The following is a 17,845-nucleotide window of genomic DNA, read 5'->3' on the forward strand; positions in this document are numbered from 1 at the left end:
ACCGTGGTGGGGGGGGGTGGGGTGTGCCCCGGTCGATCCCGGGTCAGTCCCGGGACTCGGGGATCTCAGAGGCGGAGGCGACAGCGGCAGCTGCCTCCTCGTCGGTGCGGGCGCGCTCACCGGCGAGACGCGCCTCGATGGCGGCACGATACGCGTCCACCTCGGCACGGCGGCGCGAGACACTCCACCCGAGCTCGTCACCGACCAGCTGGGCGACCTCGTCGGCGGCGGCGACACCGCGGTCCCGCACCTCGTACTCCAGGCGCAGACGATGCTCGAGTACATCGGCGAGGTGGACGACGCCTTCGGCGCGCGCCGCGTAGACGACTTCGGCGCGCAGGTACCGGGAGCCGTGTTCCAGCGGAGTGGCGAGCTCCGGGGCCTCGTCGATCAGGTCGAGGACCTCCCGCAGCAGGGTGCCGTAGCGGAAGAGCAGACGGTCCACGCGCTGGGCGTCGAGGCCGTAGCGGCGGGAGATCTCGTCCTTCTCCCCGGCGATCTGCTTGTACCCCTGCCCACCGAGGACGGGAACGGACGCGGTGAGGCTGGGGCGGCCGGGGAAGAGGTCCTTGATGGCGAAGTCGACGACGTCCTCGGCCATGACCCGGTAGGTGGTCCACTTGCCACCGGCGATGGCGCTGAGACCCGGCTTGACCTGCATCACGGTGTGCTCGCGCGAGACCTTGGTGGAGGCGGCGCCGTCCTTCTTCACGGGCTGCAGCAGCGGGCGCAGACCCACGTACACGCCGATCACGTCGTCCCGGGTGAGCGGGTGGTCGAGCACCGCGTTGGCATGCTCGAGGACGTAGTCGATGTCCTCACCGGTGGCGACGGGGTGCGCGACATCGTGCGTCCACGGGGTGTCGGTGGTGCCGATCACCCAGTACTCGTCCCACGGGATGAGGAACAGTACGGACTTCTCGGTCTGGGTGATCACCCCGGTGGCGTCGTCGGCCCGGATGGCGTCCTTCGGCACGACGATGTGGATGCCCTTGGAGGCGAGGACCTCGAGGCCGGCGCTGGCGCCGGCGAGTTCCTGCTGCTCCTGGGTCCACACGCCGCCGGCGAGGATCGTCGCACGGGCGTGGACGTCGAACTCGCGGCCGCTCTCCTCGTCGCGCACGCGGGCGCCGACGACCCGCTCGCCCTCGTGGAGGTAGTCGATGACACGGGTGTAGGTGGCGACGGCCGCGCCGTACTGCACGGCGGAGCGCGCCAGCATCATCGCCATGCGGGCGTCGTCGAACTGGGCGTCGTAGTACTCGAGCGCACCGACGATCTTCTCGGTGTCCAGGGACGGGAAGTGTGCGCGCAGGCCGGCACGGCCGAGGTGCCGGTGGAACGGCACGGCACGCTTGCGACCGACGGATTGCATGGCGTCGTACAGCGCGACGCCGGAGCCGATGAAGCCGCGGTCGATCACGGGCCGGAAGAAGGGGAAGACGAAGCTGACCGGACGCACGAGGTGCGGAGCGGTGTGGGTGAGGAGGAGGTCGCGTTCGCGCAGGGCCTCGTGGACCAGCTTGAAGTCGAGCATCTGCAGGTACCGCAGGCCGCCGTGCATCAGCTTGGAGGAGCGGGAGGAGGTGCCGGAGGCCCAGTCGCGGGCCTCGACCAGGCCGACATCGAGACCGCGGGTGGCGGCGTCGAAGGCGGCACCGGTGCCGGTTCCGCCACCGCCGATGACGAGCACGTCGAGGGGCTTGTCCGGGGTCGCCGCGGCCAGACGCTCGAGGTGCTGGGTGCGCAGCTCGCTGCTGAGGGGGATGGGGCGTGCAGTGGGCACGGCAGGCTCCTTCGCCGACGGGTGGCGCCGCTCGGGCGCATGGTCCGGCCATGGTGGGACGTTCGTGCGCTGAGCGCAACCGGAGTGCACGAACGTGCAAGACTCTGCGTATGCCCCGCAGCACCCGCCTGGAGACCGCCTTCGAGGCTGCACGGATGTACTACGACGCCGGCCAGACGATGGAGTCCATCGCCCGGGAGCTGCAGGTGTCCCGCTCCACGGTCTCCCGTCTGCTCGCCACCGCCCGGGGTGAGGGCCTGGTGACGATCTCCCTGCGCCCCCCGGGTCTGCACCGCGCGGCGGAACTGCGCCGTGAGCTGGAGCGCCGGTACGGCGTGCGGGCGGTGGTGGTGCCCGCCCGGGCGGGTAACTCCCAGCGCGACCGGCTCACCGCGGTGGCCCGTGAGGCCGCGCGGGTCACCGACGATCTGCTGCGTCCCGACATCACTGTGGGGATCGCCTGGGGCACGACCGTCTCGGCAGTGGTGGAGCAGCTGATGCCCCGCCCGCTGCCCGGGGTGCGCATCGTCCAGCTGAACGGGGCGATCACGACGGAGGGCTCGGGTCTGGACTACGTCGCCGGGGTGCTGGATCGGGCCGGTGCCAGCTGGGATGCGTCGGTGCACCACTTCCCCGTGCCGGCGTTCTTCGACTACGCCGCCACCCGCACCGCCCTGTGGCGGGAACGCTCCGTGCAGCGCGTCCTCGACCTGCAGCGTTCCTGCCGACTCGCGGTGTTCGGCGTCGGGACCTTCGATGCCGAGGTGCCCAGCCACGCCTACTCCCCCGGGTATCTCACCGCCCGGGACGTCACCGAGCTGCAGGAGGACGGCGCGGTGGGTGATGTGTGCACCGTGTTCCTGCGGGCGGACGGGAGCTGGGCGCCGGTGCGGCTGAACGCCCGGTCCTCCGGTCCCGATCCGGACCGGCTGGCCCGCATCCCCCGTCGGGTGCTCGTCGCGGCGGGCGCGAGGAAGGCGGTGCCGTTGCGGGCCGCGCTGCGGGCGGGGGTCGCCACCGACCTGGTCGTCGACGAGGTCACCGCGACCCGCATGGCCACACTGGACTGAGACACGGGTGCCGGGGCTCAGCCCAGCGCAGTCTCCCGCCACCAGTCGTCCTGCGGGGCGACCGGGGTGGTGCGCTTGTGGCGGGTGCGCAGGAAGATCGCCTCGAGCTTCTCGGCGGCGGCCTCCTCGATCTCCCGCCCCTCCAGGTAGTCGTCGATGTCCTCGTAGCGCAGACCGAGCTCGGCCTCATCGGCCTGCCCGGGGCGGCCGTCGAGGAGGTCCGCGGTGGGGACCTTGTCGACCAGGCGGCCATCGGCGCCGAGCTCCGTGAGGACCGCCCGCACCTGGCGCTTGTCCAATCCGAACAGCGGCAGCAGGTCGGCGCCGCCGTCACCGTATTTGGTGAAGAAACCGGTGGTGTTCTCCGCCGCCTGGTCGGTGCCGATCACCAGCAGCCCCAGGTCCCCGCCGATGGCGTACTGCACGGCCATCCGCAGCCGCGCCTTGGTGTTGCCCTTGGTGAAGTCGGTGACGTCCTGCCCCAGACCCTCCCGGAGGGCGGCCGCGAGACCGTCCACCCCCGGGGCGATGTCCACGGTCACCTCACGGTCGGCCCGGATGAAGTCGAGGGCCGCCTGGGCATCGGATTCATCGGCCTGCACCCCGTACGGCAGCCGAACCGCGACGAACGTGGCCTCACCGCCCTCGGCCCGCACCTGCTCCACTGCCAGCTGCGCGAGACGCCCGGCGGTGGTGGAGTCGACACCGCCGGAGATGCCCAGCACGAAACCCTTGGCGCGGGTCGCGCGCAGGTAGTCGATGAGGAAGGCGACGCGGTCGCGGATCTCCTGCGCCGGGTCGATCTCGGGGCGGACGTGGGTCTCGGCGATGATGCGCTGCTGCAGTGGCCTCATGGATCGCGAGTGTAGGCGGCCCGTCCGAGACTCACTCGGCGGCGGTCAGGTCCAGCCGCTGTGCACCGGTGTACACGTTCATCCGCCCGTCACCGTCGTCGAACGCCCGGGTGAAGCCGACAAGGGTCATGCCCATCGCCTCCGCTGTCTCCACCGCCAGGGAGCTCGCGGCGGAGACGCACACCAGCAGCGGGATCCCCGCCATCGCGGCCTTCTGGGCGATCTCGAAACTGGCACGTGAGCTGACCAGTAGGAACGCGTCGTCCAGGGGGAGCAGGTCCTGCAGCAGGGCCCAACCGATCACCTTGTCGACGGCGTTGTGCCGACCCACGTCCTCCCGCACCGCGAGCATCTCCCCGTCGACGGTGACCAGGGCGGCGGCGTGGACGCCTCCGGTGCGGGAGAACACGCTCTGTTCCTCCCCCAGCCGGCGAGCGGCGTCGAGGATCACCGCCGGGTCGAGGCCCCAGCCCTCGGGGCGCCGCGCCCACTGCTCAGCAAGGGGGTGGCGGCTCTTGCGCTTGACGGCGTCGATGCTCTCCGAACCGCAGACGCCGCAGGCACTGGTGGTGGTGAACTGCTTGGAGATCACCGGCAGCAGCGTGGGTGTGGATGTCGTGAAGTCCATGACGTTGTAGGTGTTACGCGGCAACCCGGTCTCGTCCTCCACCACCGCGCCTTCGCAGTAGCGGGCCTCGTGCACGTCACCGCGGCCGGTGATCAGCCCCTCGCCGTGGAGGAAACCGTGGATGAGTTCGACATCGTGACCGGGGCTGCGCATGGTCAGCGACAGCTTTTGGCCGTTCAACCGGATGTCGAGGGGTTCCTCGATGGCCAGCTGGTCGCCCTTGTGCCCCGAGTACAACCGCCCGTCGCGCACGCGCACGGTGGTGATCCGACGGGTCCTCGTCCCCTTGCCCATCCCTCGAGGGTAGTGCGCGCACCCCACCGCGCGTGCCGCCCCCGCATCCGCCGGTGACCCACCCCGGGATCCGGCAGGGCCACCCCACGTCAGTCGGCGCGGCCTCGGGCCACCCCGGGTCCAGCCCCGGCCCGACGGATCAGCCGACGACGGTGGGGCCGGGCCACCTGGGGTGGCCCGGCCCCACCGTCACGGCACGTGGCTCATCGCGGGGCGACGATCCCTGCGCCTCGAGGATGCGGTGCGTCAGCTCCCGGAGACGGCGGCGGCGAGGCGGTTCAGCGACTCCTGCAGCTGCTCCTCGTCGACCACGGGGAACAGCGGCAGCAGCTGCTTGTCCTCGACGCGGCTCCAGTCGTAGGTGAGGGTCACCTCGGTGGTGTCGGCGTCGACGGGGCGCAGCTCCCACAGCCACTCCCAGCCGGCCGGCTCGGTCTTGTTCTCCTCCTGCGCCGGCGTCCAGCCGATCATCTTGTTCTCGTCGAAGGCGGAGACATGGTTGTGCATGCGGTAGTCGCCGCCCATGGCCTCGGCGTGCATGTTCATCACGAACACCTGGCCGGTCTTGGTGATCCGCTCCGTGTCGACGCTGCCTCGCAGCATGCCCGAGCCGTCGAGCTCGGTGTGCTTCGCCGGCAGGCTGAGCAGGGCGAAGATGTCCTTCGCCGGGGCGTCGATGGTGCGGGTGACGGTGATCTGCTTCTGGTCCTGGGTCATGTCTGCACCCTGCCACGCGTTCCTGGCAACGGATCCAGGAACGCCCGGGAGCCGCTGGGGACCGCCCCCCGGGGCCGGTCAGCCCTGGGTGATGCCCTTCTCCGCCAGCCAATCCCGTGCGATGTCGGCGGACTTCGCCTGTTCGTCGACACTGCGGGCGTTGAGGGTGCGCAGGTCCGTCGCGGTGAGGACGGAGGTGACCTTCCGGATCGCCTCGGCAGCGGCCTCGTCGACCTTCTGCGAGACCAGCGGCACCACGTTCTGCGGCAGGATCAATGCCTCGGGATCCTCGAGCACCACGAAACCGTTCTTCTCGATCGCCGGATCGGCGGAGTAGAGGTCCGCCAGCTGCACGGTGCCGTCGGTCAGGGCCTTCACGGTGAGGGGACCGCCGGAGTCCTCGACGGGCACCACCTCGACGGTGGCGCCGTAGGTCTTCTGCAGCCCGTCGGGGCCGTAGGGGCGTGTGCTGAACTCGCTGTTCGCGGCGATCTTCAGACCGTCGACACGGGCGAGGTCCGCCATCGTGCGCAGCTGGTTCTGCTGCGCGAAGTCCCCGGTGGTGGTGTAGGTGTCCTGGTCGGAGGCCTCGGCGAAGTCCAGGACCCGCAGCTCCCCCGGCAGCGCCTCGGCGAGGGCGGACGCGATCTCCTCCGGTGAGGCCGAGGGGGCGTCGGGCTGATAGAACTGCAGCAGGTTGCCGGTGTACTCGGGCATGACGTCGATGGCGCCGCTCTCGACCTCCGGCAGGTACACCTCGCGCTGACCGATCTGGTACTGGCGGGTGACCGTGATCCCGGCGGCCTCGAGGGCCTGGGCGAACAGTTCGGCGATGATCTCGTTGGAGTAGTACTGCTGGGAGCCGATCACCAGGGCGGCCCCACCGGCGTCGGACGCGCCGCCCACACCGGAGCCGGAGCCGCCGGAGCCGGAGCCCCCCGACCCCGCGCCCTGGTCGAGCGGATCGGCGTTGCTGCAGGCGGCGGCCGTGGTGGCGGTCAGGGCACCGAGCCCGAAGGCGGCGAGGGTGCGACGACGGGGGCGGAACGAGCTGGTGGTCATGCGGTGCCTCCTGAGGGCGTGGTGGGGGACGGTTCCGCGGTGGCGGTCTGGGCGGGCCCGCGACGGGTCCGATCCGCGCGTGCGCGGCGCTGGGGGTCGGCGAGGCGCTGCAGGGTCAGCAGCGCGAGGTCGAGGATAATCGCGAGCAGCACGACCAGCAGGGATCCGGCGAGCATCAGCGGATAGTCACCGGTCTTGAGCCCGCGGAAGATGTAGCCGCCGAGGCCGCCGTTGCCGACGTACGCGGCGAGCATGGCGGTGGCGACGACCTGCAGGGTGGCTGAACGCAGGCCGGTGATCAGCAGGGGCATGCCCAGCGGCAGTTCGACGCTGCGGAGGATCTGCATCTCGGTCATGCCCTGGGCGCGGGCGGCGTCGATCACCCGGTCGTCGACGGATTCGCAGGCGGAGTAGGCGCCGGCCAGCAGCGACGGCACCGCCAGCACGATGAACGCGAGGATCGGGGCGGTCAGTCCGATGCCAAACCACAGGGCCAGCACCGTCACCAGGCCGAGGGTCGGCACGGCGCGCGCGCCCGACGTGAGCGCGACGGCGAGGCCGCGTCCGCGGCGGGTGTGTCCGACGAACAGTCCGGCGGGGACGGCCAGCAGGGCGGCGAGGCCGACGCCGAGGGCGGTGTACCACAGGTGCTGCAACAGCGCCCGGCCGATGCCTGTGGCGCCACCCCAGTGGGTGGGGTCGAGGATCCAGGCGATCGCCTGCAGCAGGAAGGTCATGCGCGCACCTCCACCGCTGCGGTGGCGTCGGCTCCGGGTCGCCGGTCACCGGAGCCCTCCGAGCGCTGCGCGATCCCGGCGCGACTGCGTGTCCACGGCATCAGCAGCCGTCCCAGGGCCACCAGCAGAGCGTCCAACACCAGCGCCAGCAGCACGGTGGCGATGATGCCGGTGAGGACCTCCGCGATGATGCCGCGCTGGAAACCGTCGATGAACAGCATGCCGAGACTGGGGACCCCCAGCACCCCACCGACGGTCACCAGGGACACCGTGGAGACGGTGACGACGCGCAGCCCCGCGAGCAGCGCGGGCCCCGCGAGCGGCAGCTCCACCTGGGTGAAGCGCGCCAGCGGGGTGAAGCCCTGGGCGGTGGCGGCGTCGAGGGCGTCGGGGCGGACGGAGCGGAAGGCCTCCTGCGCGGCGGGCACCATCAGCGCCAGTCCGTACAGGGTGAGCGCGATGATGACGTTCACCGGGCTGCGGATGCTGGTGCCGATGATCAGGGGCAGCACGATGAACAGCGGCAGGGACGGCACCGCGTACAGCAGGCCGGAGCCGACGGAGACGCCGTTGCGCAGCAGGGGCCTGCGGGCCGTGAGCTTCGCCAGCGGCACCGACAGCAGCAGCGCCAGCAGGATCGGCGGGACCGCCTGCCCCAGATGGGCGAGGAGGTTCCGCCCCACGAGGTCGAGGTTCGCCAGCAGCCAGGTCATCGGCGCTCCAGCACCCCGACGGCGCGCCCGGAGCCGTCGAGCACGAGGTCGTGGTGGGTGCCGCGCTCCACTCGCAGGGACCGTTGGCCGGAATCCATGCCGAGGAACCCGCGCACGAAGTCGTCGGCGGGGTCGTCGAGGATCTCCTGGGGGGTGCCGCGCTGGGCGATGACCCCGCCGGGCCGCAGCACCACCACCTCGTCGCCGAGCTGGAAGGCCTCGTCGATGTCGTGGGTGACCAGCACGATCGTCTTGCCGAGCTCCGCCTGGATGCGGCGCATCTCGCCGTGCAGCTCTCGGCGCACGATGGGGTCGACCGCCCCGAAGGGCTCGTCCATGAGCAGGATGTTCGGGTCGGCGGCGAGCGCGCGCGCCACGCCCACGCGCTGCTGCTGGCCGCCGGAGAGCTGGGAGGGGTAGCGGCGGGCCATGGAGGCGTCCAGTCCCACCAGTTCCATCAGCTCTCCGGCCCGGCGGCGGGCCTCAGCCCGCGCAGTCCCGACGAGCACCGGCACGGTGGCGATGTTGTCGAGCACGGTGCGGTGGGGCAGCAGCCCGCCGGCCTGCATCACGTACCCGATGCGGCGCCGCAGACGCACCGGGTTGATCCCGGAGACGTCCTCGTCATCGATGAGGATCCGCCCGGAGGTGGGGTCCACCATGCGGTTGACCATGCGCAACAGGGTGGTCTTGCCCGAACCGGAGGAACCGACGAGGGCGACGCAGCGGTGGGAGGGGACGTCGAAGCTGACGTCGTCCACCGCGACGGTGCCGTCGGGGTACTGCTTGCGGACGTGGTCGAAGCGGATCACGAGGGCCCTTCCGGGGCGCTCCGTCTGGGCGCGCCTGTGTCGTCCGACCAGCCTAGGGGAGGCTCCCGGGCCGCTGCTGGACCGGGGCGACCGTCCGGTCACACGACGCCCGACCCGACAGCGAGCCGTCCGTGGCCTCCCCGGCGTCTCAGCCCGCGGCCCGGCGCCGTCGCACCCGATCCAGCAGGTCCTCGTGCCAGTCGGTGACGCCGGTGAGCTCCGGGTGGAAGGCGAGCGCGACGATATCGGGTCCCTCGCCGGTCGTGCCGGCGGCGCGCGGGGTCCGCACGCCGACGATGGAGCCGCCGCCGCGGTGGGCGGCATCGGGCCTGGTGGCGATCACCTCGACACCCTCCCCCACGTCCTCGACCTTCGGGGCGCGGATGTAGGCGACGGTGCGCTGCCCATCGGGGGTGTCGATGGGTTCCTCGGTGGAGTCGACCTGTCGGCCGAAGGCGTTGCGCCGCACGGTGACGTCGAGCCCTCCAAGGGTCTGTTGCCCGGGGGCCGGATCCAGCACGCGGTCGGCGACGAGGATCATGCCGGCACAGGTGCCGAGCACCGGCAGCCCGTCCGCAATGGCCTGCTGCAGCGGCCCGCGCAACCCGAGCACTCGGGTGAGGCGGTCGATGGTGGAGGACTCCCCGCCGGGCAGGACGAGGGCCTCGAGGCCGTCGAGGTCGGCGGCGCGGCGCACCAGCACGGGATCCTGGCCGAGGGCGCGGAGCATCTGGGCGTGTTCACGCACACCACCCTGGAGGGCGAGGACGCCCGCGCGCACGGGGCGGCGGGCGTCCTCAGCGGCGGGGATGGTCACCAACCGCGCTCCGCCAGGCGATGGGGGGCGGGCAGGTCGGCGACATTGATCCCAACCATGGCCTCACCGAGGCCGCGGGAGGCGTCGGCGATGGCGGCGGGATCGTCGTACTGCGCGGTGGCCTTGACGATCGCGGCGGCGCGCTTGGCGGGGTCGCCGGACTTGAAGATCCCGGAGCCGACGAAGACGCCGTCGGCGCCGAGCTGCATCATCAGGGCGGCGTCGGCGGGGGTGGCGACGCCACCGGCGGTGAACAGCACGACCGGCAGTTCTCCGCGCTCGGCGACCTCACGCACGATCTCGTACGGGGCCTGCAGCTCCTTCGCCGCGACGTACAGCTGCTCCGGGTTGGAGGCGTGCAGGGCGTGGAGCTCGGCGATCTGGGTGCGGATGGTGCGGATGTGCTTGGTGGCCTCGGAGACGTCCCCGGTGCCGGCCTCGCCCTTGGAGCGGATCATCGCGGCACCCTCGGCGATGCGACGCAGGGCCTCCCCGAGGTTGGTCGCACCGCACACGAACGGCACGGTGAAGCGCTGCTTGTCGATGTGATGGGCGTAGTCGGCGGGGCTCAGCACCTCGGATTCGTCGATGTAGTCGACACTCAGGTGCTCCAGCACCTGGGCCTCCACCTGGTGGCCGATGCGGGCCTTGGCCATGACGGGGATGGAGACGGCGGCCTGGATCTGTTCGATGAGGTCGGGGTCGCTCATGCGGGCGACGCCACCCTGGGCACGGATGTCGGCGGGCACCCGCTCGAGGGCCATGACGGCGACGGCGCCGGCGTCCTCGGCGATGCGGGCCTGCTCGGCGGTGACGACGTCCATGATGACGCCGCCCTTGAGCATGTCGGCGAGGCCGCGCTTGACCAGCGGGGAGCCGGTGGTCGACGCGGCGGGGGTGGTGGAGGGGGTCTCAGTCATGCGGACCATCGTCCTCCCGGGAAGTGGCCCGACGGAAGATCCACTTCTTGCGTGTCGCAATGGACCACAATGGGGGCATGGCTCGCACCCCCCGCCCCGTCGACCTGCCGCTCGACCCACGGGTCGGGGCCGAGGGCTCGGTCACGGAACGCCTCACCGCCCAACTGCGGGAGGCCGTGACCACGGGCACCCTGCGCCCCGGGGACCACCTGCCGAGCACCCGCAGCCTGGCGGTGAGGCTGGGGGTCTCCCGCGGTAGCGTCGTCACCGCTTACGAGCAGCTCACCGCTGAGGGCTACGTGGAGGCGGTCCGCGGCAGCGGCACCCGCGTCACCCCTGCCCTGACCAGTCACCTCGCCTCACCCCGGCCCCGGTCCGCTGACCGCTCCCCCCGCGCTGCCGGCGGGGCCGGCGAACCCGCCGGTGCCCTCCGCGGCGCCGCCCGGCGCCGGGCCACCACCGGCCCCACGGTTCCCCACCCCATCGACCTGCGTCCGGGCGGTGTCGATGTCTCCCCGCTGGTGACCCCCGCGTGGCGCTCCGCCTGGCGGGAGGCCGCCGCCCACCCGCGTCGATCCGCTCCCCCGGCCGATGGGGACCCGGCGCTGCGTGCCGCGATCGCGGAGCGTCTTCGCCGCGTGCGCGGGTGCAGTGTCGACCCTGCCGCACCGGTGGTCACCGCCGGCGCCCGTCACGGCCTCAGTCTGCTGCTGACCGCCCTGGCCACCCGTCGCGGCCGTCCCCTGGTGGTGGCCTTCGAATCCCCGGGTTCCCCCGGATTGCGGCAGGTGCCCGCCCTGCTGGGTCACCGCACCGTCGATGCCCCCGTCGATACGGACGGGCTCGATCCGGCGCAGGTGCCGGCCGGGATCGACGTGCTGGTGGTGACGCCCTCCCATCAGTTCCCCCTGGGGGCGGACCTCCCGCTGGCGCGGCGCCTGGCGGTGCTGGAACTGGCACGGGAGCGGGACGTGCTGGTGGTGGAGGACGAGCACACCGCGGAGTGGCGCTGGTCGGGCGCACCCCTGCCGGCGCTGGCGGGGCTCGACGATCCCCGGGATCCGCGGGTGGCACTGCTCGGGACGGTGTCCTCCCAGTTGGGGCCGGGCAGCGCCCTGGGGCATGTGGTGCCGCCCGCCCCGATGCGGGACGCGGTCACCGCCTCCCAGTCGGCCCTCGGCTCACCGGTCGATGCCGTGGTGCAGGACGCCGCCGCGCGGTTCCTCACCGGCGGTGGGTTCGACCGGCATCTGCAGCGTCTGCGCACCGCCCACCGCAAGCGGCTGGAGATCCTGCAACACACCCTCGCGGAGGTGCCCGGCGTGGAGCTGCAGCCGGTCCCCGGCGGGCTCGCGGCCGTGGCCCTCACCGCGCTCCCCGAGGAGAAGGCGGTGGCCCGGGCCCGCGCGGCGGGGGTGCTGGTCACCGGACTGCACGGCTACTGGGGTGGACCGACGGGCCGCGACGGCGTGCTGATCGGCTTCGGGGGGCCGACCCGGGAGCTGCAGCTCGGCCTCAGCCGCCTCGTGGAGGCCCTGCGGACCGCGCCGTCCCGGGATCAGCGCCCGTAGGCCCCCTGATACACCGCCTCGAACGGCGCGTGGCCGCTCTGTCGGTGCTCGATGGAGCTGGTCACGACGTCCTTCGCGACCCGCGCGGCCTCCAGCGGGGTGGCGCCCTTGGCGAGTTCCGCGGTGACGGCGGCGGCGAGGGTGCAGCCGGCGCCGGAGACCCGCTCCTGGCCGATCTTCGGGGAGCGCAGCTCGACGGTCTGCTCTCCGTCGTGGAACACGTCCACGGCGTCGTCGCCGTCCAGTTCCACACCGCCCTTGGCGAGCACCACCGCACCGGAGATCTCGTGGATGCGGCGCGCTGCCTCGGTGAGATCCTCCACCGAGGTGATGGAGTCCATCCCGGACAGCGCCATCGACTCGAAGTGATTGGGGGTCACGAACGTGGCCAGCGGCAGGATCTTCTCCTTGAGGGCGTTGTCGGTGTCCAGCGCCGCGCCGGGCTCCTGGCCCTTGCAGATCAGCACGGGATCCAGCACCACGTGCCGGAAGGTCCGCTCCCCGAGGCTGCGCGCCACCGCGTCGATGGTGGTGGGGGTGCCGAGCATGCCGATCTTCACGGTGTCGATGTCATGCAGGGCGGTGGTCGCCTCGATCTGGTCGCGGATCACCTGGGGGTCGATCGGCACGAAGCGGTGCGCCCAGTCGTGGGACGGGTCGAAGGAGACGATGCAGGTGAGCGCCACGGTCCCGAAGGTGCCGAGCTGATGGAAGGTCTTCAGGTCGGTCTGGGCACCGGCGCCGCCGGTGGCCTCGGATCCGGCGATGGACAGGGCGACATGCGTCATCGGGGGCACTCCTCGGGGTCGGTCGGATCCCCCGATGGTACGTCCCCGACACCTCTTCCCGCCGGGGCCCCGAATGCGCCCCGCGGCCCGGTCGGGCGGCGGGGTAGGGTCGAGCCCCGTGCCCTCCACCCTCCGTCGCCTCCGGGACCGCCACCTGGCCTCCAGCGCGAAGTTCCTCCTGGTCGGGGGTGTGGTGTTCCTGGTGGACGCCCTGATGTACAACCTGCTGGTGTTCTGGCACCCGACGCAGGGCTGGGGCCAGGGGATGCTGTTCTCCCACCCGATCACTGCGAAGGTGCTGACCATCGCGGCGGCGTCCGTGCTGACCTACCTGGGCAACCGCCTGTGGACCTTCGGGGCCCGGCCGGTGGACAGCACCTCCCGCTCCGTCCTCGCCTTCGTGGTCGTGAACATCATCGCGGCGGGCCTGCAGCTCGCCTGCCTGGGGTTCTCCCGGTACGTGCTGGGGTGGGACTCACCGCTGGCCGACAACATCTCCGGGACGGTCGTGGGACAGATCGTCTCCACGTCCTTGAGATATGTGACGTACGGCCGGTTCGTGTTTCCGGATCGTGACCAACTGTCCCGGTCGGACGGCCCCTCTATGCCCCTAAACTGACGCGAACCGCATGCGACCCGCGCGCCCATGCCGTTCCCCGGAGAATCCATGACCACCACCGCACCCGGACACACCGAGACGGGGCGCTCCGGCGCCTCGCCGCGGGTGCTCGTCCAGAAGGTCGGCACCGCCCTGTCCAGCATGGTGATGCCGAACATCCCCGCCCTCATCGCGTGGGGCCTGATCACCGCCCTCTTCATCCCCGTCGGGTGGATGCCGAACGAGGCACTGTCCTCGATCGTGGGCCCGATGATCCACTACCTGCTGCCGCTGCTCATCGCGAACACCGCCGGCCGCATGGTGTACGACGCCCGCGGCGCCGTCGTCGGTGTCACCGCCACCATGGGTGTGATCGCCGGATCCGACTGGCTGATCCAGCAGGAGAACACCCGTCTGCTGGCCGACTGGGTGGCCGCCGGGAACGCCGAGGCGGACTTCGCCCCGCTGGGCCAGGTGCACATGTTCATCGGCGCGATGATGATGGCGCCGTTCGCCGCCTGGGCGATGAAGCAGCTGGACCGTCTGTGGGCCGATCGCATCCCCGCGGGCTTCGAGATGCTCGTGAACATGTTCTCCGCCGGCATCTGGGGGACCATCGCCGCGCTGCTCGGGTTCTTCGCCCTGGCCCCGGTGATCAACGCCGTGATGGCGGCGCTCAGCGCCGGTGTCGCGGCTCTGGTCGGCGCCGGGCTGCTGCCGCTGGTGTCGCTGCTGATCGAACCCGCCAAGGTGTTCTTCCTGAACAACGCCATCAACCACGGGGTGCTGACTCCGCTGGGCACCCAGGAGGCCGGTGAGGCCGGCAAGTCGATCCTGTTCCTGCTGGAGGCGAACCCGGGACCGGGCCTGGGCATCCTGCTGGCGTGGTCGATCTTCGGCCGGGGCGCCGCCCGTGCGTCCGCGCCGGGTGCCGCCATCATCCACTTCTTCGGTGGCATCCACGAGATCTACTTCCCCTACGTGCTCATGCGCCCGCTGCTGATCATCGCCGCCATCGCCGGTGGCATGACCGGCGTGTTCCTCAACGTGCTGTTCGGCAACGGGCTCGTCGGCCCCGCCGCCCCGGGTTCGATCATCGCGGTCATGACGATGGCCGCCCGCGGCGACCAGCTGACGGTGCTGCTGTCCGTCCTCGGCGCCGCCCTGGTGAGCTTCCTGGTCGCCGCGCTGCTGCTGCGTCTGGGCCGCAAGGACCGGGACGACGACCTCGCCGCCGCGACCGCGCGGATGGAGGAGATGAAGGGCAAGAAGTCCTCCGTCGCCGGTGCCCTCACCGGGGCCGGGGCCGCCGGCTCCGTCGCGGCCGCCGCCGCAGCGTCGGGCGCCACCGGCCCGATCCGTCGGATCGTGTTCGCCTGCGACGCGGGTATGGGGTCCTCCGCCATGGGCGCGACGGTGCTGCGCAAGAAGGTCCGTGCCGCCGGTTTCGACGACGTTGAGGTGACGAACAAGTCCATCGCCAGCCTCTCCGACGAGTGGGATGTGGTGGTGACGCAGAAGGAGCTCACCCCCCGCGCCGCCCAGCGCACGGGTTCCGCGGTGCAGGTGAGCGTCGACAACTTCATGAACTCGCCGCGGTACGACGAGGTCGTGGAGCTGATCCGTGAGCGCAGCGGCCAGGGTGCCGCCACGGCCGACGGGCCGGCCGAACCCGCCCCGGTGGCCGCCGCCACAGCCCCCACCGCCGCCACCACCGGCAGCCACCGCGCCGAGCCCACCCCCACCCAGGCCAGCTCGGCCCCGGGGGCGGAGGCCCCTGCGGACGGTGCCGCCACCGAGGTGCTGCCGCTGAGCTCGATCGTGCTGGGTGGGGTCGCCGCCTCCGCTGACGACGCGATCGACGAGGCCGGCGGCCTGTTGGTGCGGGCCGGTGCCGTCGAGGACGGTTATGTGGCCGCGATGCATGACCGCGAGAGCACCGTCTCCACGTTCATGGGCAACGGCCTGGCGATCCCCCACGGCACCCACGAGGCGAAGGAGTCGATCCTGCGCTCCGGCATGTCGCTGGTGCGGTACGACCGGGAGATCGACTGGAACGGCAACCCGGTGCGGTACGTCGTCGGGATCGCCGGCCGCGGTGACGAGCACCTCGCGCTGCTGCAGAGTGTGGCGCTGATCTTCGCCGACCCGGCCCAGGTCGCCCGCCTCGATGCGGCCACCACTCCGCAGGAGGTCCGTGCGCTGTTCGACGAGCAGCGCTGACCCCACCCCCGAGGTGCCCCCGGACGCGGGGCGCGGTAACGTCACCCGTGACGGCGCCGCGTCCCGCGTCCGCGGCCCGTCCCGCCTCTCCCCGGGCCCGCCCGGGATCGATCACCAGCAGGGAGACCATTCATGAAGGCAGTCCATTTCGGTGCCGGGAACATCGGCCGCGGTTTCGTCGGTCTGCTGCTGCACGAGGCCGGGATCGAGGTCGTCTTCGCCGACGTCGCGGCCCCGCTGATCGAGGCTCTCCAGCAGGCCGACTCCTACACCGTGCATGCCGTCGGCGTCGCACCGACCGACACCGTCGTGACCGGTTTCCGGGCCCTGAACTCCGCCACCCAGGCGGAGGAACTGACACGGGAGATCGCCTCCGCCCAGATCGTCACCACCGCCGTCGGCGCCCACATCCTGCGGTTCGTCGCCCCGGCGATCGCGGCGGGTATCGCGGCCCGCCCCGCCGACACCCCCCGTGTGGCCGTCATGGCCTGCGAGAACGCCATCAACGCCACCGACATCCTGGAGGCCGAGGTCCGCAGGGCCTACACGGGTGAGGATCTCGACGAGCGCGCCTTCTTCGCCAACACCGCCGTCGACCGGATCGTGCCCGCGCAGGCGGCTGACGCGGGTCTCGACGTCACCGTGGAGACCTTCCACGAGTGGGCGGTGGACCGGCGTCCCTTCGCCGGTGAGGAGCCCGACATCCCCGGCATCACCTGGGTGGAGGACCTCGCCCCCTACATCGAGCGCAAGCTCTTCACGGTGAACACCGGCCACGCCACCACCGCCTGGTTCGGGTGGGCCGCGGGCCTCGAGAAGATCGCCGACGCCGTCACCGACAAGGACGTGCGGCCGAAGGTCGCGGCGGTGCTGGCTGAGACGTCGTCACTGCTGGTAGCCAAGCACGGGTTCGCCGCCCAGACCCAGCAGGCGTACGTGGAGAAGATCCTGCAGCGGTTCGCGAACCCGCATCTGCCCGACACGGTCGAGCGGGTCGGCCGCGCCCCCGAGCGGAAGCTCTCCCGGCATGAGCGCATCATCGGCCCCGCCGCGGAGCTCGCCGAACGGGGTCTGAATCACGACAGCCTGGTCTCGGCCTTCGCCGCGGCCCTGCGTTTCACCCCGGAGGGCGATGAGGAGGTCACGCGGGTCCAGCAGCTCCTCACCGGAGGCGACGCCGACCAGGTCACCCGCACCCTCACCGGTCTGGAGCCGGAGCATCCGCTGTACCCGTCGATCCGCAGCGAGGTCGAGCGCCGCATCGCGGAGCTCTGAGCCCCGCGCCGGATATGCTGGCCCCAGGGTGTCCGGTCCCGGGCACCCTCGTCGTCGAAAGGTTCCCCGTCATGGCAGAGCGCACCGTGAAGATCGCCAGCGCCTCCGGGCTGCACGCCCGTCCCGCCGCGATCTTCTCCAAGGCCGCCGGTGAGCAGCCCGCCCAGGTCACCATCGAGAAGGTGGGCGGCAACCCCGTGCAGGCCTCGAGCATCCTCATGCTCATGACCCTCGGCGCCGGTCACGGCGACGAGGTCACGCTGCGCGCCGAGGGCGAGGGCGCCGAGGAGTCGGTGAACGCCCTGGCCGAGCTGCTGGAGAAGGACCTCGACGCCGAGGGCTGAGCCCTCCCCGTCCACGTCTGATCGCGTCGGCCGGCGGCCGGTTCCCGGCCCGTCGGCCGACGCATCGTGCTGCCCGCCGGGGGCGGGTCAGAGGAACTCGAGCGGATCGAACTCCTCGATCGCGATGACCCGCAGGCGCGGCAGCTCGATGGTGAACGCCTCGACGTCATGTTCGAGGTCGAAGAACTCCACGCCCTCCAACGCCCGCAGCTCCGAGGAGAGGAACTCCCGGAAGCCCATGAGGCCGACGCGCCGCTGCGCGTCCTCCCGCAGCCGCGCCAGCTGCGGCGCGAAGTCCCGGTCGTGGCTGAGCAGCACCACATCGTCGGACCGGTCCACGAGCGCCTCAGCGGTGCGCTGGATCGCGATGTCGACGACCTTGCCCTCACCGCTCAGCATGATCGGCTGATACCCGAGGGTCGTCAGCGCCTGCACGAACGGCACGGGGATCTCCCCGTCCACGGCGAGGAAGAACAGTCCCCGCGTGGACTGGCCCCAGGTGCGCTGCATGAACGCCAGCGGCTGGTTCCAACGGGGCCGTTCCTCCGGTCGGGGGCGGCGCCCGAGGATGCTGCCCCCGAGCGTGGCGTCGATGTTCTCGCCGTCGACGAGCAGGTAGGTGCGGCGGTCCGTCAT

The 17,845-nt window shown here is 71.8% G+C and carries 18 protein-coding genes; 6 read left to right on the forward strand and 12 right to left on the reverse strand.

The genetic code is table 11. The annotated features are described in order from the left end of the window. Nucleotides 1–43 precede the first annotated feature (43 nt). Nucleotides 44–1,786, reverse strand: a complete 1,743-nt coding sequence (locus JSY14_RS05740) for a glycerol-3-phosphate dehydrogenase/oxidase (RefSeq protein ID WP_259557828.1) — start codon at nt 1,784–1,786, stop codon at nt 44–46. Between the two features lie 110 nt (nt 1,787–1,896). Here JSY14_RS05740 and JSY14_RS05745 point away from each other — a divergent pair, with 110 nt between their 5' ends. Then, on the forward strand, nt 1,897–2,856 hold the full coding sequence (locus JSY14_RS05745) for a sugar-binding transcriptional regulator (protein WP_259557830.1): 960 nt from the start codon (nt 1,897–1,899) through the stop codon (nt 2,854–2,856). A 17-nt stretch (nt 2,857–2,873) separates the two neighbouring features. On the opposite strand, the gene nadE is transcribed toward JSY14_RS05745, so the two are convergent. From nadE to pdxS, 9 genes are all read right to left on the reverse strand, one after another. Next, entirely contained in the window at nt 2,874–3,710 is an 837-nt protein-coding gene (gene nadE / locus JSY14_RS05750) for an NAD(+) synthase (RefSeq protein ID WP_259557833.1), read from the reverse strand. Nucleotides 3,711–3,741: 31 nt separating this feature from the next. Beyond that, entirely contained in the window at nt 3,742–4,632 is an 891-nt protein-coding gene (fdhD, locus tag JSY14_RS05755) for a formate dehydrogenase accessory sulfurtransferase FdhD (protein ID WP_259557834.1), read from the reverse strand. Between the two features lie 246 nt (nt 4,633–4,878). After that, on the reverse strand, nt 4,879–5,349 hold the full coding sequence (locus JSY14_RS05760) for an SRPBCC family protein (protein WP_259557835.1): 471 nt from the start codon (nt 5,347–5,349) through the stop codon (nt 4,879–4,881). Between the two features lie 78 nt (nt 5,350–5,427). Then, nucleotides 5,428–6,411 (reverse strand): ABC transporter substrate-binding protein, encoded by a 984-nt coding sequence (locus tag JSY14_RS05765; RefSeq protein WP_259557836.1) that lies wholly within the window; start codon nt 6,409–6,411, stop codon nt 5,428–5,430. Beyond that, complete coding sequence (locus JSY14_RS05770; protein WP_259557837.1) at nt 6,408–7,148, reverse strand: ABC transporter permease; 741 nt, start codon at nt 7,146–7,148, stop codon at nt 6,408–6,410. The genes JSY14_RS05765 and JSY14_RS05770 overlap by 4 nt, the downstream gene beginning before the upstream one ends. Then, a complete protein-coding gene (locus JSY14_RS05775; RefSeq protein WP_259557838.1) occupies nt 7,145–7,861 on the reverse strand; it encodes an ABC transporter permease in 717 nt (238 codons plus the stop codon). Before JSY14_RS05775 ends, JSY14_RS05770 begins: the two co-directional genes overlap by 4 nt. Then, nucleotides 7,858–8,673: an ABC transporter ATP-binding protein gene (locus JSY14_RS05780; protein WP_259557840.1), complete on the reverse strand. Its 816-nt coding sequence runs from the start codon at nt 8,671–8,673 to the stop codon at nt 7,858–7,860. The genes JSY14_RS05775 and JSY14_RS05780 overlap by 4 nt, the downstream gene beginning before the upstream one ends. 148 nt (nt 8,674–8,821) lie before the next feature. Next, complete coding sequence (gene pdxT / locus JSY14_RS05785; RefSeq protein WP_259557841.1) at nt 8,822–9,490, reverse strand: pyridoxal 5'-phosphate synthase glutaminase subunit PdxT; 669 nt, start codon at nt 9,488–9,490, stop codon at nt 8,822–8,824. Continuing rightward, nucleotides 9,487–10,410 carry a pyridoxal 5'-phosphate synthase lyase subunit PdxS gene (gene pdxS, locus JSY14_RS05790; protein ID WP_259557842.1) on the reverse strand — a complete coding sequence of 308 codons (924 nt, stop codon included), beginning with the start codon at nt 10,408–10,410 and terminating at the stop codon, nt 9,487–9,489. Before pdxS ends, pdxT begins: the two co-directional genes overlap by 4 nt. Before the next feature lie 77 nt (nt 10,411–10,487). On the opposite strand from pdxS, the gene pdxR reads away from it, so the two are divergent. Further along, on the forward strand, nt 10,488–11,981 hold the full coding sequence (gene pdxR, locus JSY14_RS05795) for a MocR-like pyridoxine biosynthesis transcription factor PdxR (RefSeq protein WP_259557843.1): 1,494 nt from the start codon (nt 10,488–10,490) through the stop codon (nt 11,979–11,981). On the opposite strand, the gene JSY14_RS05800 is transcribed toward pdxR, so the two are convergent. Then, nucleotides 11,969–12,769: a hydroxymethylpyrimidine/phosphomethylpyrimidine kinase gene (locus JSY14_RS05800; protein WP_259557844.1), complete on the reverse strand. Its 801-nt coding sequence runs from the start codon at nt 12,767–12,769 to the stop codon at nt 11,969–11,971. The two genes, pdxR and JSY14_RS05800, sit on opposite strands and share 13 nt — an antisense overlap. A 118-nt stretch (nt 12,770–12,887) precedes the next feature. Between JSY14_RS05800 and JSY14_RS05805 the strand changes: the two genes are divergently transcribed. The 4 genes from JSY14_RS05805 to JSY14_RS05820 all read left to right on the forward strand — a co-directional run bounded on the left by JSY14_RS05805 (nt 12,888) and on the right by JSY14_RS05820 (nt 17,209). Continuing rightward, entirely contained in the window at nt 12,888–13,388 is a 501-nt protein-coding gene (locus tag JSY14_RS05805) for a GtrA family protein (RefSeq protein ID WP_259557845.1), read from the forward strand. Nucleotides 13,389–13,436: 48 nt separating this feature from the next. Further along, the gene (locus tag JSY14_RS05810) at nt 13,437–15,590 is read left to right on the forward strand and encodes a PTS sugar transporter subunit IIA (RefSeq protein WP_259557846.1); all 2,154 of its coding nucleotides are present in this window, start codon (nt 13,437–13,439) and stop codon (nt 15,588–15,590) included. A 132-nt stretch (nt 15,591–15,722) separates the two neighbouring features. Continuing rightward, nucleotides 15,723–16,865 carry a mannitol-1-phosphate 5-dehydrogenase gene (locus tag JSY14_RS05815; RefSeq protein ID WP_259557847.1) on the forward strand — a complete coding sequence of 381 codons (1,143 nt, stop codon included), beginning with the start codon at nt 15,723–15,725 and terminating at the stop codon, nt 16,863–16,865. Nucleotides 16,866–16,936: 71 nt separating this feature from the next. Further along, nucleotides 16,937–17,209, forward strand: a complete 273-nt coding sequence (locus tag JSY14_RS05820) for an HPr family phosphocarrier protein (protein WP_259557848.1) — start codon at nt 16,937–16,939, stop codon at nt 17,207–17,209. Nucleotides 17,210–17,296: 87 nt separating this feature from the next. Here the strand turns inward: JSY14_RS05820 and JSY14_RS05825 are convergent, their stop codons facing one another. After that, the gene (locus JSY14_RS05825) at nt 17,297–17,845 is read right to left on the reverse strand and encodes an NYN domain-containing protein (RefSeq protein ID WP_259557849.1); all 549 of its coding nucleotides are present in this window, start codon (nt 17,843–17,845) and stop codon (nt 17,297–17,299) included.

The organism is Brachybacterium sillae (assembly GCF_025028335.1).
GTDB classification, from domain to species: domain Bacteria; phylum Actinomycetota; class Actinomycetes; order Actinomycetales; family Dermabacteraceae; genus Brachybacterium; species Brachybacterium sillae.

Bases quoted from the DNA above. Each gene is read 5' to 3' on its own strand.
- JSY14_RS05745 (WP_259557830.1), top strand. From the start codon at position 1,897: ATGCCCCGCAGCACCCGCCTGGAGACCGCCTTCGAGGCTGCACGGATG.
- nadE (WP_259557833.1), bottom strand. From the start codon at position 3,710: ATGAGGCCACTGCAGCAGCGCATCATCGCCGAGACCCACGTCCGCCCC.
- fdhD (WP_259557834.1), bottom strand. From the start codon at position 4,632: ATGGGCAAGGGGACGAGGACCCGTCGGATCACCACCGTGCGCGTGCGC.
- JSY14_RS05760 (WP_259557835.1), bottom strand. From the start codon at position 5,349: ATGACCCAGGACCAGAAGCAGATCACCGTCACCCGCACCATCGACGCC.
- JSY14_RS05765 (WP_259557836.1), bottom strand. From the start codon at position 6,411: ATGACCACCAGCTCGTTCCGCCCCCGTCGTCGCACCCTCGCCGCCTTC.
- JSY14_RS05770 (WP_259557837.1), bottom strand. From the start codon at position 7,148: ATGACCTTCCTGCTGCAGGCGATCGCCTGGATCCTCGACCCCACCCAC.
- JSY14_RS05775 (WP_259557838.1), bottom strand. From the start codon at position 7,861: ATGACCTGGCTGCTGGCGAACCTCGACCTCGTGGGGCGGAACCTCCTC.
- pdxS (WP_259557842.1), bottom strand. From the start codon at position 10,410: ATGACTGAGACCCCCTCCACCACCCCCGCCGCGTCGACCACCGGCTCC.
- pdxR (WP_259557843.1), top strand. From the start codon at position 10,488: ATGGCTCGCACCCCCCGCCCCGTCGACCTGCCGCTCGACCCACGGGTC.
- JSY14_RS05800 (WP_259557844.1), bottom strand. From the start codon at position 12,769: ATGACGCATGTCGCCCTGTCCATCGCCGGATCCGAGGCCACCGGCGGC.
- JSY14_RS05810 (WP_259557846.1), top strand. From the start codon at position 13,437: ATGACCACCACCGCACCCGGACACACCGAGACGGGGCGCTCCGGCGCC.
- JSY14_RS05815 (WP_259557847.1), top strand. From the start codon at position 15,723: ATGAAGGCAGTCCATTTCGGTGCCGGGAACATCGGCCGCGGTTTCGTC.
- JSY14_RS05820 (WP_259557848.1), top strand. From the start codon at position 16,937: ATGGCAGAGCGCACCGTGAAGATCGCCAGCGCCTCCGGGCTGCACGCC.
- JSY14_RS05825 (WP_259557849.1), bottom strand. From the start codon at position 17,845: ATGACGGACCGCCGCACCTACCTGCTCGTCGACGGCGAGAACATCGAC.